This is a genomic window from Congzhengia sp. (assembly GCF_037235575.1).
Lineage (GTDB): Bacteria > Bacillota > Clostridia > UBA1381 > UBA9506 > Congzhengia > Congzhengia minquanensis.
In genome coordinates this window covers 76,627-94,475 of record NZ_JAXUNN010000006.1, presented here as the reverse complement: position 1 = coordinate 94,475, position 17,849 = coordinate 76,627, and the positions used below count along the sequence as shown (strand labels likewise).

At 37.0% G+C, this 17,849-nt stretch carries 14 protein-coding genes; 1 reads left to right on the top strand and 13 read right to left on the bottom strand.

The features are described 5' to 3' along the window. Window positions 1-109 precede the first annotated feature (109 nt). The 3 genes from WIG73_RS00795 to WIG73_RS00785 all read right to left on the bottom strand — a co-directional run bounded on the left by WIG73_RS00795 (window position 110) and on the right by WIG73_RS00785 (window position 2,126). Window positions 110-259: a hypothetical protein gene (locus tag WIG73_RS00795; protein WP_337398882.1), complete on the bottom strand. Its 150-nt coding sequence runs from the start codon at window positions 257-259 to the stop codon at window positions 110-112. A 4-nt stretch (window positions 260-263) separates the two neighbouring features. Continuing rightward, window positions 264-1,886, bottom strand: a complete 1,623-nt coding sequence (locus tag WIG73_RS00790) for a recombinase family protein (protein WP_337398881.1) — start codon at window positions 1,884-1,886, stop codon at window positions 264-266. Window positions 1,887-1,967: 81 nt separating this feature from the next. Beyond that, window positions 1,968-2,126, bottom strand: a complete 159-nt coding sequence (locus WIG73_RS00785) for a hypothetical protein (protein WP_337398880.1) — start codon at window positions 2,124-2,126, stop codon at window positions 1,968-1,970. Window positions 2,127-2,463: 337 nt separating this feature from the next. Here WIG73_RS00785 and WIG73_RS00780 point away from each other — a divergent pair, with 337 nt between their 5' ends. Continuing rightward, window positions 2,464-3,168 carry a DUF6076 domain-containing protein gene (locus tag WIG73_RS00780; protein WP_337398879.1) on the top strand — a complete coding sequence of 235 codons (705 nt, stop codon included), beginning with the start codon at window positions 2,464-2,466 and terminating at the stop codon, window positions 3,166-3,168. A 296-nt stretch (window positions 3,169-3,464) separates the two neighbouring features. Here the strand turns inward: WIG73_RS00780 and WIG73_RS00775 are convergent, their stop codons facing one another. The 10 genes from WIG73_RS00775 to mobP3 all read right to left on the bottom strand — a co-directional run bounded on the left by WIG73_RS00775 (window position 3,465) and on the right by mobP3 (window position 17,672). Further along, entirely contained in the window at window positions 3,465-4,451 is a 987-nt protein-coding gene (locus WIG73_RS00775; protein WP_337398878.1) for an RES family NAD+ phosphorylase, read from the bottom strand. Window positions 4,452-4,971: 520 nt separating this feature from the next. After that, window positions 4,972-5,142 (bottom strand): helix-turn-helix transcriptional regulator, encoded by a 171-nt coding sequence (locus WIG73_RS00770; RefSeq protein WP_337398877.1) that lies wholly within the window; start codon window positions 5,140-5,142, stop codon window positions 4,972-4,974. A gap of 555 nt (window positions 5,143-5,697) precedes the next feature. After that, entirely contained in the window at window positions 5,698-6,369 is a 672-nt protein-coding gene (locus tag WIG73_RS00765; protein ID WP_337398876.1) for a hypothetical protein, read from the bottom strand. 7 nt (window positions 6,370-6,376) lie between these two features. After that, on the bottom strand, window positions 6,377-9,367 hold the full coding sequence (locus WIG73_RS00760) for an N-6 DNA methylase (RefSeq protein ID WP_337398875.1): 2,991 nt from the start codon (window positions 9,365-9,367) through the stop codon (window positions 6,377-6,379). A 35-nt stretch (window positions 9,368-9,402) separates the two neighbouring features. Further along, window positions 9,403-13,443 carry an Eco57I restriction-modification methylase domain-containing protein gene (locus tag WIG73_RS00755; RefSeq protein WP_337398874.1) on the bottom strand — a complete coding sequence of 1,347 codons (4,041 nt, stop codon included), beginning with the start codon at window positions 13,441-13,443 and terminating at the stop codon, window positions 9,403-9,405. Window positions 13,444-13,453: 10 nt separating this feature from the next. Next, window positions 13,454-14,428, bottom strand: coding sequence for a restriction endonuclease subunit M (locus WIG73_RS00750; RefSeq protein ID WP_337398873.1), 975 nt, complete (start codon window positions 14,426-14,428; stop codon window positions 13,454-13,456). 50 nt (window positions 14,429-14,478) lie between these two features. Beyond that, window positions 14,479-15,477 (bottom strand): nucleotidyl transferase AbiEii/AbiGii toxin family protein, encoded by a 999-nt coding sequence (locus WIG73_RS00745; protein WP_337398872.1) that lies wholly within the window; start codon window positions 15,475-15,477, stop codon window positions 14,479-14,481. Then, on the bottom strand, window positions 15,474-16,091 hold the full coding sequence (locus tag WIG73_RS00740; protein ID WP_337398871.1) for a DUF6088 family protein: 618 nt from the start codon (window positions 16,089-16,091) through the stop codon (window positions 15,474-15,476). Before WIG73_RS00740 ends, WIG73_RS00745 begins: the two co-directional genes overlap by 4 nt. A 78-nt stretch (window positions 16,092-16,169) precedes the next feature. Further along, window positions 16,170-16,526: a hypothetical protein gene (locus WIG73_RS00735; RefSeq protein ID WP_337398870.1), complete on the bottom strand. Its 357-nt coding sequence runs from the start codon at window positions 16,524-16,526 to the stop codon at window positions 16,170-16,172. A gap of 24 nt (window positions 16,527-16,550) precedes the next feature. After that, window positions 16,551-17,672, bottom strand: a complete 1,122-nt coding sequence (mobP3, locus tag WIG73_RS00730; RefSeq protein ID WP_337398869.1) for a MobP3 family relaxase — start codon at window positions 17,670-17,672, stop codon at window positions 16,551-16,553. Window positions 17,673-17,849: the final 177 nt, after the last annotated feature.

Below are 17,849 nucleotides of genomic sequence, written 5' to 3'. Positions count from 1 at the left end.
CCGACGTGAAGGTTCAAGTCCTTTCAGGCGCACCACCACCCAAAACACTTATAGGATTTCCTATAAGTGTTTTGTTGTTTTAGTGTTTATGTATCGTAATTGCGAACAATTATTTTCGTATGTTTGTTTCTAAATCTTTGCTCGCTTTTCGCATTTTCCCAAGCTTAATTTTACGCCCAAGCTCTTCACGATACATCTTGTCTATTATCTCTCTGAATACCGATGTCACATCGTATGCCATATCATTTCTTCTTATCATAATCTCACGCTCCTTCCTGTAAGACTTCATTGTCTACTATCATATATTTTTTGAGTAAAGGTTCTTTTGCCTTGCTGATGAATGGTGACTTCAATTTTAGATCAAGATTTAGTCCTTCATCTGTTTCCTCTATGATGATTTTGTCGAACATCAGATGCAAGTTTGCATTGCTGATATTGTTCTCGGCTATGATGTCATCGAGAAGCTCTATGGAATGTTTGAGAGTAGATTTCCTTTCCTTGATGGTTTTGTCAAGGTTTTCTATCTCGTAAACTTCCTTTTTGAATTTCTCAATGTCATCTCGCCTTGTTTCAATCATCTTGTCGTACATATCAGCATTTTGCTTATCCTCAATTCTCTCCATAAGGATTTTTTGTATTTCAAGCTCTGTGCCGGCGATTTTGTCCTTTAGATTTTCAAGTCTTTTTTCTGTTGTAGATTTGCCCGCTGCCCATTTCTTGACATCGTCTTCTACATTCTCCCACAAGTCATCGAATACCAATCGAATCCCCTCAAGCTCGGCTTGTACAATTTTGTCAAGCATCTCTTCACGAATCCTGTGTGAAGTACAGTTGACATCGCTGTATCTGTGGTAACCATTGCAGACATATTCAACCCTATCCGGATTACCTTTTGTCTTTCTTATTTTTGCTACGAATGAGCATCCACAGTCAGAACATTCAAGCAAGCCCGCATATTTATGACAAGGCTTACTCTCGCTTGCCCTAACATTTTTCCGTACTTTAGCATTTAGAAATTCTTGAACTCGTTCCCACATTTCACGGGTGACAATCGCAAGAACCATATTCTCGTGCCTATATTGCTCCTCTGCCGGTACTGCGACTTGCTTTTTTGTAATTCTGCTACGCTCGTTCTGATGATTTACTACCGTTCCGCAGTAGAACTCATTTTGCAGAATCCTTTTTACCGATGAGTAGTCCCACAAGAACCTACTTGTTATTTTCGGTTTGTTATACCCTTGCTTTTTTCCAATCAGCTTTAGTTGATAGTATGCGGGAGATTTCATACCTTTCTCATTTAATATCCTTGCTACCGCCTTTAAGCCGTAGTCCTCAAGGTAGAGCTTGAATATTGTACGAACAATTTCGGCAGGCTCTTCAACTATTACAACCTCATTTGTATTCTTGTCCTTGAAGTATCCCATCGGTGGAATCATCACAAGTCCCTTTTGTTGTTTTTGTCTAAAACCGTATATAACCTTTCTTTGTATGTCTTTTGAATAACTGTCATTGATGAGCCCCTTGAAGCCTATTAGTAAATCATCCTCGTCATTGAAACTGTCAATGTTCTCTGTTACCGATATAACTCTTACTCCTAAAAGTTTGAGTTTATCTATACATTCCAAGGTTAGTGTTCGATGCCTGCCAAGCCTTGACAGGTCTTTTACGAATACTGCATCAATCATTCGCTCTCTTGCGAGTTCAAACATTCGCTTAATTCCCGGTCTGTCATAGTTCATTCCGGTATAATTGTCGTCCATTGCAATTTCGATAACAGTGTGGTTATTTTTATTCATATACCCGACAACAAGGTCTTCTTGATTTTTCAAGGATTCTTGTTCACTGTCCTCGTCTCTTGACAGACGACCATACGCTAAACCTTTCACTTAATATCACCTCCGGTGTTTTTCCGAAGACAACATTACCACAAATAATTTGATATATCCAGCCGTAAAACCTAACCAAAGTTATGCACTCTCTTTGTGCATATCATCCTCTGTATCAGGATAATTTGCCGTCAAATACTCAAAGGTAATTGCCTTCAAAAATTTTATCAAGTCTTCTTCCGTTCCCACAAATTGATAAGAAATATTATTTATGGGCAATTCCTTTTCTTTTCTTGCCATTGTCCTGCTCCTTTCCATCGTATTTGGCATTGATATATCAATTCTGTAAATACTCCTACTGATGATTTCTATATGATGATACGTTAGTTTTCTGTTTAAATTTAAAATAATAAGTAAATGCAAAATTGACTGTCATTTAATTTTGATTGCACATTTTAACCGCTCCTTCCAAAAGAAATATACAAAACTCTTGACGAACAATCCTTTTCTATGATATACTAATTACAGGATTTCTTATACTATCAAGTATCTTGTAAGGGTATTCTAACACATTTCAAATATTTTGTCAAGTATTTTAAAATGTGCAACTATTCTGTAATATCGTGAGGAATTTTAGATGGATTTTGAAGTTGTATTTAATCAAAGTGAAGAAAAAATTATTACCGAAAAGGGTTCGTATGTTGTGCCGATTGGCAGCATCGCTTGTGCGCTTGCCGAGGGTAATCGAACACATTTGAAAACTATTTTACCCGACCTTGATACGGAAAAAGCAAAGATTGAGGCGACAAAAATGCTTGAGCGTTGTTTTTCAAGCAAAGACAAAGGAAAAAGAGTTGAGGGATATTTATTGTGCGATGAAGAATTTAAATTAAGCAAAACAAAATATTCCGTAACAAAAACAATAGAGAATGTTGACGCAGGCGGCGAAATCAACTTCGTTGATATGTATTATCTAAGTGATTTTCTTGATTTTCTTCGTTTGGAAATGATGTATGCTCTGACAAACAATATGCCTATTGTCAAATGCGGAAGCTGCTCAAAATTCTTTCTTGCGGATAATCCTACTATGGAGTATTGCAATAACGAAGCTTGCAGACATTACGGTGCAAAGAAGCGCTCTAAAGAAACAAAACAAGCAGATAGCCTTCTTTTGCTTTACGATAAAGTTTATCAGGCAATCTACTACAAGCAAAAAAAATGTACCGCAAAACGAGAAAAAATATATCTTAAACGTAGATTACAACAACTTATGGATTATCGCATGAAATACAAAAAAGGGGAAATCACCGCTGACGAATTTACATCGGTTCTCGAGGAATAACCTTGGACATCGTAATTGCTTTGTTAGGCTTTTATAATGCCATTGTTCTCGCTCTTGTTGGACACAAAAAGCAGATAGGGTGTAGGGTGTAATTTCCCTACCTGCGTGAGTTTATGCTTGAAAGCCCTTTGTCCGCTGTCGTAACGGAGCCTCAAAATTGATTTCAAACAGAGCAAGAGGCCAAGCATAAAACTGACCTCTCAATATAGGGATGAAAATCTGCAAATATTATATCGTAGGCACGGGAATCAGCTGCTCGTACCTATTCATTCTCTTATCAAAGTTATTTTATCGTTTCAGCGATGATTGATTTGATATAACAATGGAGGATTATCTATATCCTCGCCATTTGCATCTTTAAGGTGTGAATTAATGGACACGGGCGACACATCATAACGTGCTTGTGCAACCGTATACAACTTTGAAGAAAGTGGTTTACAGGCAGATTCATCGAAGATTACATAGTTTACTCCGTCCATAACTAAAGAACTTTTAAACTTCAATCCGTCATAGCCCATACTTTTTACCAACATCGTCAAATACTGTGTTGCAAAATAATCATTCTCGTTTCCTTTATTGACCATAGAGAAATCCGAACTCATAGCCATATAAAACCAATCACTCAAAGTATCTTGATCGCCAAAATCATAACAGAAATCAGCAATCATTAAATCTCTCAAGGTTTGGAGAGAGGCAACGCTAACTGTATCATTAATAAACGGGCGAGTTTCAGCTATGGCTGTATGGATATCCGAAGCGCCATATAAATGTGGAGAGTATGGCATATTGCATCTTCCATTAGAAACCTTATATGGCTGCGGACACATACATTCAGAAGCCGGAAATCCCTCAAATCCATTTTTGTATTGCTTATAATATGAATCGTAACCCTCATCTCCGGCAAAGTGTGCAATCATTTTATCTACTTCATCTTTTCCTGGAATGTACTCTTTTTTCTTAAGTTCCGTCAAGATATCAACATGCATTAAATTGCGAGCACGCTCCCTAAGTGTAGCATTAGTATCAATTCTTGCTCTAAAAAGAGTGCTATCGATAGGCAATGTAATTACATGTTCACCAATTTTTTTCTTCACCGTAGCCAATAACGCATGATTAAAGAAAAAACGATTGTCAGTTAGCAGACAAAATTTGAAATAGTCCCACAAGTCTGCTATATGTGATGTAGGAAATTTCCCGGGAGCAGTTCCTGTTTTGATATATATTTGTGCAAGTTCCTCCCAATACTTTCTATCAGAAAACACATCAAACCATTGTTTATCCATTTTTAACCTCATTTCAATCTTTCGCACATCGGCAGTAGTTCTTTCCGTTTAGCAACGATACGTTCTGTTCGGCAAAGGTTGGGAGAGGAAGGACCATTTAAGCGATGTTTGTCCATTGCAATTCGATTGAGTAGTTGCTATCGTCCCGTTTCTTAATTGCATCCGATACAACTGTGTCTGCACAAAATAATACAAATACTCGAAGCATAACTTTTCACTGTATCTTGTTCGGATAAGGTATCCTGCATATATTGCTTCTTTTCGAATTTCCTTTACAATATACGACTTTCCACCAGTTCTGACAAATAAAATATCATTTGTGGACAAAAGATGTGTAGAAATTTCACCGTCCTTAATATCACAAAAAGGAACTGATTCCCAAATTACTTTACCGTCTTGCATTGAAAAGATAAATCGCCCCAGTGCACCACTTTCAACTTTCTAGAATATCAAATGGAATGTCAATCTCTGTAATTTCTGTTGTTGGTTAGTCACTAATAGTTTCAAGAATATCTTCGATTTAGCAATCAAGTATATTGCAAACCCGAAGAAGAATATTTGTGGTAATGTCCTCTCCCTTACCGAGTTTTACAAGTGAAGCAGAACTGATGTCGGCCTTTTCTTTCAAATCACTCTTTTTTATATTTTTGTCAGTAAGCATTTCCCAGAGTTTGTTATAGTTGATAGGCATAATGGAAGCTCTCCTTGTAACAAATCAACTAATCTTCTATATAATAACACAAAAGTGTGAAAATTTCTACCATTTTTACAAATTTTATATCTGCGAACACAGATTTATTTTTGCGATTAAGAATATCTAAGGTATAGAAAATAGGATTTTACGAAGTTTTTATACCATGCCTTTTCTGCACATTCTCTCTTGCAACCTCTTAGATGTACTTCTTATAATATTACTCATACTCTCTGGAGATTATGAGATTTTGTCATTCAGATTTTTCAATATAAAATCAGCTAAAAAAATCCCAGTCAAAAGCAATAAGAGAATGTGCGTAATTGGCAGAAAAGGACCTTGAAAGTGGGATAATACCAACATCAAGGTCTTGTTTTTTGTGCATTTTACCACCATAGTCCGTACAATCGAACAGAAAACTTGCAGATGATGTTACCGGTCGATTTACACTCGAAAAATCGCAAAAACGGCACTTTTTGCAAAAGTTAGAGGTTACGCATACTTTTTGTGCGTACCTCTATTTCTTTATAATATTCATTCTTCTTGTTTTTTTAACTACGCAGAAACTAAGTCGAAAAACAAATGATGCAAGGTAATTTCTTGCCCATCAAATATTCTCAAATGGATGCTTTTATAATGTGGATCCGAACTTTTGCTTCGAGTGAGATTTGCAATTGGTCCACTTTTTGCCATTTCTGTCTTTAGGTCATTCGCAATTTCCGAGATTTTCCCCGAAAGCACATATCCAATTATAGATGATTCAGAAGATTGTGAACCATATCTGCCTGTCGTATAATTATCAACACCTGTGGATACATATCGTGCAATTTTATCTGGACGGCTCTCATATAAGTTCTTAGCTTCAGCTCCAAAATAACTATTATCGGTTGACCAATCTTTGAAGCAAAAATCGATAGTTGGTGATTTAGAGCCTTTTCGTTTTTTCATAGTATTGTCTGAATATTGATGAATGGGGCGAAGTCCATTAAGAGCAATTGATGTGGCTCTATTTCTTGAATCCCAAATACCAACAACTTTTTCATACCACTTTTGAGTTATATCATCTTCCGCTGTGGATGTATCAACCACGAAAGAAGTGTCGTCTTTTAATTTATAATATCCTTGCCAGAAAACACACAAAATTTCATTCACACCACCAACGCCTATTTTTTTTGCTAAATCATAAGGCATAGGTGTAGAGGATTTGATATTTCTAATGCTACTCATTTTAATTTCACCCCTTTGCGTTCATAATGTCGGCGAACAATTCATCTGCGTCCCTGCATGCCGATGAATAGTTCCAATACTTTTCTTGCTTCGGTTTTACGATGTAAATGACATCGTTCCCATACACTCTAACATTTCTTCGAATATAGATATTGTGCCGCTCTTCTGTCAGTAAAGAATCTAATTTGGAAAGACATTGCTCGGTAGATTCGTTGCTATTAAAGAATCGTAACCCTTCACTATTGCTACCGTCAATCGATAACACTAATATAGACAATGGAGATTCACCAATATAAAACGATGCTTCAGGTGAAAATGTTTGACCTAAAGAATTATTCAGTACATCCATCAAAGTAGAATAATACTTTTGATATGCCTCTATTGACGGTTTCTTAAATGCAATGGAATTTGATTTTCTATCAAAATAGTTATAGATATAATTTAAAGCATCTAACACCAAATATGTTTCATATTCTTTCAGCCTATAAACATCAAATACAAAATCATCCATTACAGATTCATCCCCACAAATTTTGATGTAGTCATAGATCTCTACTGCTCTTGCCAACATATCCTCGGAAGGTTCTGGGATTGGAATAGTTCGTATATCTCCTGCCTCCAAAGCATCACGTTCAACCATCCATGTTCTACTTGTTAAAAGATGGTAATAGGAGAATAATTTTGAGTTGATAATTAAACATAAGTATTTAAGCGTACGCTCATCACCAGAAACACCCAACAAACTATGATTAAAAACCGCATCATAATCAAGAACCGCGGCATAGAACCTTCCTTTCCTATGGCTTTGCTTCATAATTAAGTGTGGAGCTTTGAAAATAGCAAGATTGTTATTGGAAATACGCTCATAGGTGTTATCTTCATTATTGAGAAGCATTTCTTTTTCCATATTGAATGGATAGAATTTTTTAGCATCTACAATTGGCAAATTAGCAAAACCATCGTATATCAGTTTTCTGTTGCCTCTCTTAAATCCTTCAGCACTTTTCATATTATGATTCAATAGAAATTGTTCTAATGAAGGGTAAGTACTTTGAAGCCTGTCAATCAATTCCAAATCTCTTGGACTTCCCCACATAGCAATTTTCCAAATGCGATCATCATATACCAAGTCACTCGGTATTCTGCAAATATCCGTTGGATCAATAGAGAATTTTTTAGTATCTTGCAGAGAATATTGCGGCTTTGGCGTACAATAGAAAATGGTTGTGTTATTTTCATCAGGCTTTTGGGGGTAATATATAATCGCCGAACAAGGTGCAGTTGCATTATCAAACAATACCTTTCTGTAAATAGAAAAGTTGATAATGACAGACACAGTGTTTTCATCAAAAAATCGTTTTCTATATGCTCGGCTCTTGGGTGAGCGATTAAAAAGCAATCCTTTACTCGGCATAAGAAGACATACAACGCCATTTGCCTTACATATTGTAGCACATTTTATCGAAAAAGCTTGAGCGATTTGTTTGTCTCCAACGATATAATTATTGGTATTAATATACTCAACGGCTTTTTCCGTAAGTTGACTTTGCCACGGAGGATTTCCAATAACAATATCATATTTTGTCAAACGAGACTCCAAAGCATTGTCAAAAAAATCGCTAACAATCAAATTAGTATTCACCAACTTTGGGAAAGATAATTCATTCCATATGCTACGAGGATCCAAAAAATCACATAATGCCAAACTTAAACTAAACGAAGCAACTCTTACTGCTTCTTCATTTAAATCCACACCATATATGCATTCTTTTAATATAGTTGTCAGTTGTTCATTATTAATTTTAGAAACATCTTTTGTACGCATCCATCGACACACAATTCTGCGGTACGCCTCGACCAAAAAGATACCTGACCCACAAGATGGATCAATAATGGAAATAGGCTCATAGCTGCCCTCCCAAGGATACACTTCATCTAACAATGTATCAACAAGATGCAAAGGAGTGTAATACGTACCTTTGTCATCATCTCCAACATCAGAGAGATGAAAGAATAGTTCGTATATGCTACTTATGATTTTAATTGGGATAATATTAAAGTCATACAAAGGCCATAATGTCATCTGCTGGCTTTCCAAATCCGAATCACCAATTAAAAAAGATTTCAATTCCTGCAAATCACCTTCGGTAATAATTGCACGTTCGTTGTCGATAAGCGGCAACATATCACCGTTAAATTTACTTTCTAATACACTAAATAGGTTGTATGTAGCCTCTTTATTTTCAAGAACATCCGTATACTGTTTGCACACAGTAGTATCGAAGGAAAATTGCTCATAAAAGTCTTTCGGAAAAACAGATTCGCCGTTAGAATCCTTTCTTTCCTCCAAATACTTTATCAAGATAGAACGGCTCAACAATCCGTGAACAATTGAAACTATATTTTCGGTTGAAATCTGAACGGTGTTTGTTCTTGATTTGATCCGAAAGATTAATCTTCTTCTCATAACACGCAAATTATTCATCAAGGTTGTATCAATTCTTGTATTAATATCAAAACGTCCCTCCGTACGCCTCCAATACTCACCACTTTCTAACATTATGCGGTTATACGGAGCAAGTTCTTGCCTCTGGGTTTCAAGATCTGAGAGCAAACTGATAGTATCTATCAAGCCGGCTTCCGGATCCAAACTGCCGTCCTTCTTTCGAGGTGTTTGGTAATTATTATATATTTTTAGTTCTGTTGGCGAAACCACAAAAAGCAGAGGGGCTTCACCCATGTTCCAAGACAAGCTATGAAGCTGAGCCGCCTTAGCTGTATTAGTATCTTCAAGCACAGAAAAGTATATCAATGGAATTTTTGCTACGCCTTCTTCATCTCTCAAAAAATATACTGCATCTACGCCTATTTTACTTCTTGCCTGTTCGTAAAACATTTTTTGAAAGGCGGATAAACTTTCTACATTATTTTGAGAAGCCAACCCTGTTTTATCATTAATGTCAAGGTATGAAAAAATACCATTTAGTTTTTCATTCATATTGAACTCCTACTTTCGTATAGTTTCAACAGATATCACTCCATTGGTTTAATCATAGATTCAATAAATGCAATTTCTTCCTCTGTCAGTCCGTATTTTGCATACAAATCGGTATCCGTCCAGGCTTTCGAAAAGTCTTGAACAGGCACAAAACGATATGTTTTGGATGTTCCGTGTTGGCTGATTTTTGCCATACTTAACAAGAAACGAGCAAATCGTGTACGCAAGTAGTTTGAAAGATTTGTTGCCGAATCTTCATTTAAGGGCATATCTATTCCAGCAATTAAAAAGGTTTCAGTACAGATGGAGTTAGGTGCACCTATAAAAGTGTTTTGATTATCGTCATTCAATTCTGTACCAATGTTATTTGCGTATGGCATAAACACTTTCCATTTGTCAATCCACTCTGAATGAGAAGTGATGCTTGAGCGTTCTACATATCCAACAGTTTTTGCTTTTCCATAACATTTTACGGGATCCTTCATTCCTGTCGCTGCTTTTTCAAAATCCGCAGTTTTAATAAAGTTTCCGTCCAAGCCAAAAGGCCTACGAGGAGATATGTGTCTCTCCATTGTATCGACATTTTCGTCAATAATTACTTTATTTAAGATGCTTATTGCTGCACTGTTTCGGATAAATATATCAAGATTTTTGTATCTTAATTTTCTCGTTGTTGTTGTAACAACACCCTTACCCTCATGCGAAACAATTCTAACAGTAGAGTCGGTCTTTCCATGCTTATGATCCCACAGCAGATAACATACACCGCCACGATTGTTTGTGTCGGGAAAGACTTCCTCTGGATGCAAGAAGTCGTGAAGCTCGGCAATACTCGTATCATTGAGCATATTATTTCTAAATTCATCCAACCCTTTGCCACCTGCATACCAACGTGTAGGCATAATCAAAGTCATAAACGGCGGATCAATCTTCTTTGAAATATCTACAAAGTTATGGTAAATAGGGCGAGCACTTGCCTGTGCGCCACCGTCGCTAACTTGATATGGTGGATTTCCCACTACTACATCAAAATTCACTTTCTCAGCTCCTTCTGTAATTTCATCGTTCATTGTAATGTTGTTGAAAGGTTTGTTCTGCCTTAACAACAATGCTATGCGTTCATAGTCAATATTGCCGTCCCTATCCTTAATCTCCAAAAGACTGTACGAGGTAAACTTAGAAGCAATATTATCCACATTCAATCCCAAAATCTCGTATATCATACGGGTAAACTCGTAGGTAATACCCGATGTCGGAATGGTATAAATCGCATCCTTTAAGGCTTCTTCGTCATATCCCAAGGCAGTATACTTTTCAAACACAGCAAGCGCAAATTCGCCTGCCTTTCCTGCAATATCAAGCACCTTGTTTCCATTATCTACAACTGCTATCAAATCGGCATCATCAATCATATCTATCATATCATTGCAGATATGTTTAGGTGTGATAACCTCAGATTCCCCGAGCTTTCCAAATTTCTGAACAGATACGGACGCACGAATAATTGGATCAACACTGTCATCGTGAGAAAGCTGATTGAGATTATGAATTTTATAATCCAAGCGGCTGAGAACAAATTTGTCAGCATGCGTAAGCATACCTTCGAGCACAGTCTTGCTGATGCCAAGATTTTTCGCAATACGAGCATTATTCGATTCGTCAATGCAATCGATAATGTCATTTATTGAGATGACTACATTCTTCGTAAGAAATGCAAAGAATAGAATTCTTGCATAGTATGATCTGAACTGCTTGACTACATCCTTACCATTTTCTTCTTCCTGTGTAATATCGGTTGGCTCATCGGTCTGCGTTTCCGTTCCTGTAGTCATGTTTGTTCCTCCGGTTGTATCTGTCGGCTCGGTATTGTCAGGCGTGTCCATATCAACACCATCTCCGTCGGCACCCTTGATAGTAAGACCTGCTTTGGAGCCCAGTCCATTTTCACGCTCAATAGCTACACGAATTACATCAATGTCCAGCAAAGACATATCTACAGGAATTTCAACAGTTTCTTCTGCAACACCACGTGTTTTTGAATATTCGCTGACAGCTTTTAGTATATCTGTTGCCGTGATTTGAACAATTTTATTTTTGTTCATAACGATTACGGGTGAGATACGCAGTTCTTCTTCAATACGCTCCCGAAGCTTGCTGTTACCGGCTTCGTCGGTATTGACATTATAAATCTGTGCTTTCTGCTCCTGCATAACGAAAACACGGTCGGGATCAAAGTCAACGAGAAGGGTTTGAGGTTTCATATTGAACTTAATCGTTTCGCCGTTTTCATCCAAGAAAGTCTTTATGTATTGATTTTGCAGACGGAAGATTGCCTGATCATATTCTTGTGGCGATGCCGTGTCCTTGAGAAACAACATTGTATCCCATTCGGGAACGGTACTACCTGTTAACATACGGTTGACCGTAAGTGTAATAGTTTTCTTCCCTTCAGATTCACATTTACTAATCGCTCTCTTAATATCGCTTGGCTTCTTATAGCGGTTAGGGTTGTCAACACTGGAAATGTTGATAATATCGTACTCACTTAAATTCTTAAACGCATCTGCGTTATTTTTTATCAAAGATTCAAGTGCATCACAAGAAGCACAATATGGAAGAACAACAACGATATGACGGCACATTTTACCATTTTTGATTTTATCATAATCGAGAAAGCCGAGCAGTTCCTCATCTTCCTTGCTGCCATCGATGACTTCAAGTAACTCAAGGATTTCTTGTTCATGCACGAACAACTTATGACCTCCGTCCTCGGCTTTTACAACAGACTTAGGTTTAAAGAGTGCGGAAAAAGCATCAGACACACCGCTTTCACGCAAAGCTGCCATCCGTTTTCGCGCAGACTCATTCGGATTGAAAGCAAATCTTATCATTTGAGGAAAGCCAAAATAAGGATTTTCCCATTCTTCTTTTGGTTCGTCTTTAGCAAAGTTATTTCTGTCCCATTCCTCTTGTTCACGAACAATATCAGTAAACTGATAAAAAGCTATCAGATCCTGTTCTCTATCAAATTCATCACTCATCAAGATACGATAAGGTGTGCCGGAGAGATGCAAGGTTACATTGACATCAAATTTCTTGGTGCTTTCCAAGATATCCTCAACGGCGTACTTTTCTTCTTTAGACAACTTCTCGCCTTGGCTTGCACGGAGAACCGCACCGTATTTCTCGGCTCTTGCGCCAAAGTGTGTTTCGTCAACGATAAGGAGATCTATCTTGCGACCGAAAATTTGAGCGTGCTTCTCTTTGACATTTTCGCCTTGAAGATCTTGTAAAGTTAAAAACAAAACTACTTTCTTCTGCTCAGTGTGATGATCAAGAATATCGTTTATGATATTATGGTTGTTGATTAAGTCAGCGGAAGATAGAAACTCATAATCGTTTCTAAAATTTTCAGCACTTTCTACAGTTTTACGCCACTCGTCGCATACATCAGCTTTTGCAGACACAACGACAACAAGATTTGCTCCCATTTCTTTTGCGCAACACATAGAAGTGAATGATTTTCCAAAACGCATAACAGCATACATAAGCAGATGCGTTCTACCATTATCAATAGCCTTTTTAAACGCTTTCACAGTTTTGTCTTGATTTGGACGAAGATCCCACATACCTGTTGAAGCGTACTTTTCTGTCGTGGGCAGCTGTGTTTTAACATCATAATAATGATATTTGCCGGATTTGCTATTATAATCTTCGTGAATATCGGCTATAGCTTCCTCTACATCATCCGCAGTTGTTTCTCTAAAGAATTCCTTTGAATAGTAAACCCCAACAGGAATATCCGATGCCGTAAGACGAACTTTCTGCTTTTCTGATTCTAAAAAAGAATGTACAGCAAAATCACGGAAATATACATCATCGGCAATTTTTGCACTGTCTTCAAATTTCTTTTCAAGATATGGAAAATATTCTTTCCATTCTCCAAGTCTCTTAGACACCGGACGATATGTATCACCAACTTTTAAATAGTTTGGAATTGTATTTGTGGTAAAAGCATATATATGTGGCTCTACACGTCCGGTTATTAAGTTATCAAGGATACTTAAATCACTCATTTTGTCACCTTCACTCTTTTCTTAGTATTGATATAAATGGTACTTTTTTGTTTTTCTTCCAGTCTTTTATGATACAGTATTCTCCGGTGTGGGAATATGGATCGTTTTTAGAACATCCCGGACACGGCTTTTTATCATCAATTTCAAATAAAGTTAATTGATTTTCTTCAACCTCCCTACAACTGTCCGGAATGACAAATTTAAGCCCATCCATTTGCCATATATTCCATGACAATATTTTTGCTATATCATTCAAAACTTTAATTTCCGGATCTGCATCAAATTTAGCTTTATAATAATCTATGAATGTGAATAAAAGGTTTTCTCTTGCAAGTAAAACATTGTCACCTTGCCAATCGAAACCATAAATATTTTGATATGATTTTTTTGCCCATTTTATCCACTGGTCTTTGCTATCAACATTTTCACTAACAACACGTAATTTTCTGTCAAGAAGACCAATTCTTTGCGACAAATCAATCATTTCACCACTTACAGTGTCATAACGACTTACAAGATATGGTGCTTCGCCACAAGTTATTTCCAATCGCACATCGTTTATATAATCTTGCCAACTTTTGCCCGTTTGAGTTGGGAATATAATTGGTTCTGTAGTTGCCTTCCAAGTTCTGTCTATTTCTTCGTTGAATACAAAATCTGTTCCAAACCACGCATTATCAACAAGATTGTTTTGTTTATTACAGATCCATGATGGTGTAAAAACCTCTGCCTTTTTACGAATTCTATCAGATTGTTCTTTTTTTGATTTTTCAGAACGGGGTTTAATAACATTTCCGTGAAATCCTGTAATGGATTCGACAGTAATATAATCGGTATTTCTATATCCATATCCTCTATCTGAATAATTATCTGTAGCCCAAATAATGTTTTTACCGGATGTTCTATCCATAAGAAGCGTTGCTAATAAATCCTTATTTAGTTTGTATATATGGTTTTCTTTTACATCAATCGAATTTATATCCATATTGTTCCTCTTTTTACTATTGCTTATTAACCATCTTATTTTCAGGACAATTACAGGGAATTCATCTCTTTTCCCAAATTCTCAATACCCTCCAAAATTGTATCAAACGGTATCTTTTTACCGAATATCATATTCTGCATATGCTCGTAGTCATCTTTTAAGACTTGCAGATTTCTTTCGGACGGCATAAGTTTCATTGTGCCGATTTTGGCATCCTCATATTTTGCCCAAGGGCAACGATAGAGCTTTTCTTTGAAAAGAACAACTTTTTCAAGTAATTCTATATTTTTAAATGCGGCATCTTTAACAGGTGAATTTGCCATACAATACAAATCGTAATAGTGTCTTGAATAACGAGCCGGGAAAGTTTTATCCTCCGGTCTGTTTGCTTCACGATGAAGTATTGTAACCTTTTCCCAAAATGTTCTCTCCGGCAAAACAGTCAAAATATCCGTTGTGGGCTGTTTGAAAAGTCTCGGATATTGGGTGGCGGCATAAGGTGTAATGGGTTTTACCGCCGCAGGAGTCCATGCTGCAAGTGCTCCGATTTCAAGGCGTATAACCGGCAGAATGGAAAAATCGTCAAAACTTCTGCTGTATGCAAAAACAACAGTCTGCGGGTCACTTTCTTCTATGTAACACTTAATAGGCGACGGAAGCTCTTTTTCAAGGTCAGCCACAATCCCAGGCATAAATACCTCTCTCAAAAATTCTTCCGTTCTGCTGTTTGCCTCTTTATTAAAGATATCTTGTTTTGTATTACTGCGCTCCTGCCAAGGTTCGTCAATGCTATATCCGAGGACACGCCAATCAAGAATTAAATCGATATCTTCCGAAAAACGCTCAATAAGCCCATAGGATTTTGAAAGGCTTGTACCGCCCTTGAACGCAATTTTATCCTTCCATTTGCATCTGTGAAAAAGGTAATCAAGCATAAAACACACCCAGAAATCCTTTTCAATGATGGCATCTGTCAATCCCATTTTAGCGGCGGTGTTCTGGAACAATGCTTTTCGGTCATTTTCATTGATTTTAGCTATATCAATCATTCTTTTTCACTCCTGCAAATTTGTTTTATATATTCATATACCCACGATGTTGCGGCTTTTGCTTCATCCAAGGCAGCTGTTTTTTCATCATCGGTTAAATCACTCTTTAATTTGCTGATAACGGCATCATCAATATTCTCTTTTCCTAGAGCCTTTAACGCCTGAACAATCAAAGCTGTCTTGTATGATAATTTTGAAATTTCTTTATTAGTTGTCCGCTTGAATTTTATCGTGATGTTATCGTAAGTGTATTCTTTGTATGTTCCGTCACTCACATACGACCATATCGCAGGAACCTGGGTTGAAAGCCCAAGAATATTTAATGCAGTATCTCCGCAAGGGACAATAGTCCAACCGAAGTTGCGAGCAAGAGCATGTGCAACCTTGTCCGGATTTGGAGCAATATATTCTTGTAAAAAATCATTAAATTCAGCTTTATAATATACGCCACGCAGAATACGAACAATAAGTTTTTCTTCTTCAAGGCGCAACAGAGCCATATTAACGGTTTTCTTATCCGTAATATTTACAAAGTCAACAGCAACAAAAACTGTACCGTTTTTTGCGGTCAAAATATTTTGTTTTATTTCACTCAAATAATTTGGTCTGCTCATGCAATCACCTCGTAGAAATTATTATACACTTTTTTCTACGAAATATCAATAGTTTTCTGAAAATTTTATATTTTTCATTCACAACCGCCCATGCCTTTTCTGCACATTCTCTCTTGCGAGTTCTTCGATGTACTCCTCGTAATAATCGCTATACTCACCGGAGTTTATGAGATTTTGTTTCTCAATACTGACCGCAAGCTTGAATAGCATATCGGATATTCGGTCTGCGTGTATGCCGATAGTTGAGTCCACCGCCTGAACCAAAATCTTATTTATGTAATCGCCGTTTTCCTCGCAATTTAGTTTAGTAAGATATTCATTTACAGCTTTATTGCAAAAATCACTCTCGCTTTTAAATCCGAGCAGTTTTACATAATTTTTAATCGCTACTCTTGTTTCGGGATTAACATTAAATGTCATCTTTTCTCGTTTCATAATTTTTCACATCCTTTCTGTATTTTACATAGACAGTCCCATGCCGTGATTTCGCTTATATTCCTTAATTTTTTCCTTTGAGTCCACAATGGATTTCGTAAAACCTTCCTCAATTTCGTACTGCATCGACTGCTCAAACATTTTACAAAGGCTGAATATTATATCGTTATATATGTGAGAAATATCAGCCTTGTTTGTGTAAATATGTTCGTTCCTATTGTCCCTCAATACGGATTTCAACACGGCGTTTTGCAGACGCCTTTCAAAGTTTTTATTCTTCTCCAACGCATCAAAACTTTCCTCAGGGTTCTTGCGATAATATCTTTGATTTGCAAGTTGCAATCGACACCATTGCCTATATAACTCTTGTAGGTTTTCGTCCTTACAAACAATTTTCACAACCGCATTAACTTTTTCTTTCTGCTCCCGAGATATGAATTGATAATTTTTCTTTCCTGTGTAGCCGTTCATAGAGAATTTTAGTTCATTGAACGCTTCAAGAAATTCATCACTCGCTCCGCCAATATCTATTTGAAAATTGTTAATTTTCTCTTTCACTTCCTCAATAATCTTATCTTGAAGCGTTTGCTTTTCACCATAAATTTGTTTGAGGTCATCTTTGAAAATGGTTTTTGTGAGCATAGCTCTTATGTCATTGCAACTTTTCTTTGAGAGATATTCACTGCCGGGGTTCTTGTTATACACAATCATATGTATATGAGGGGGATGACCTTCGTCGTGGAAGGCTCCATACCATACCAAATCCTTTGACGGAATATTGTATGCTTCTGCGATTTCAAACTGCTTGGAACGAATTAAATTTCGCCATGCATCTGCGTTATTATACCCAAGTCTATCCGCGTCCTCTCGTTTCAAAGATATGATAGGCATCCACACAATTCCGTTATGATTTCGTATATCATTCACGACTTTTTTGAGATTTACATTGTCATCTTGACCGAATAAACCATGCTCTCCAACCTTCTCAACACGAGGTCTTGTTGCAATATAGTTTAGGTTTATTTCAACTTTTTTAGTGTTGATGCTTTTGTCAACTCTGTCACGCTTTGCGATGTAATTTACATACCTGCCGCCGACTTTTTTGCCTGTGGAGGCATACGGCGATTTAAAAATAACTTTGCTCATAAAATCTCCTTTCTTTCGTAAAAAATGTTAAAATACCAATAGCACCGTCAACGCACCAATTTCAAGGCTCAACCGTGCGAAAAACTGCTTTATAGCACCAAAACAGCACTATGAGATGCACTTTGCAACCTCTCCGACGGGCTTTGCACGGCGATGTAGGCTTGCTTGGGGCGAATA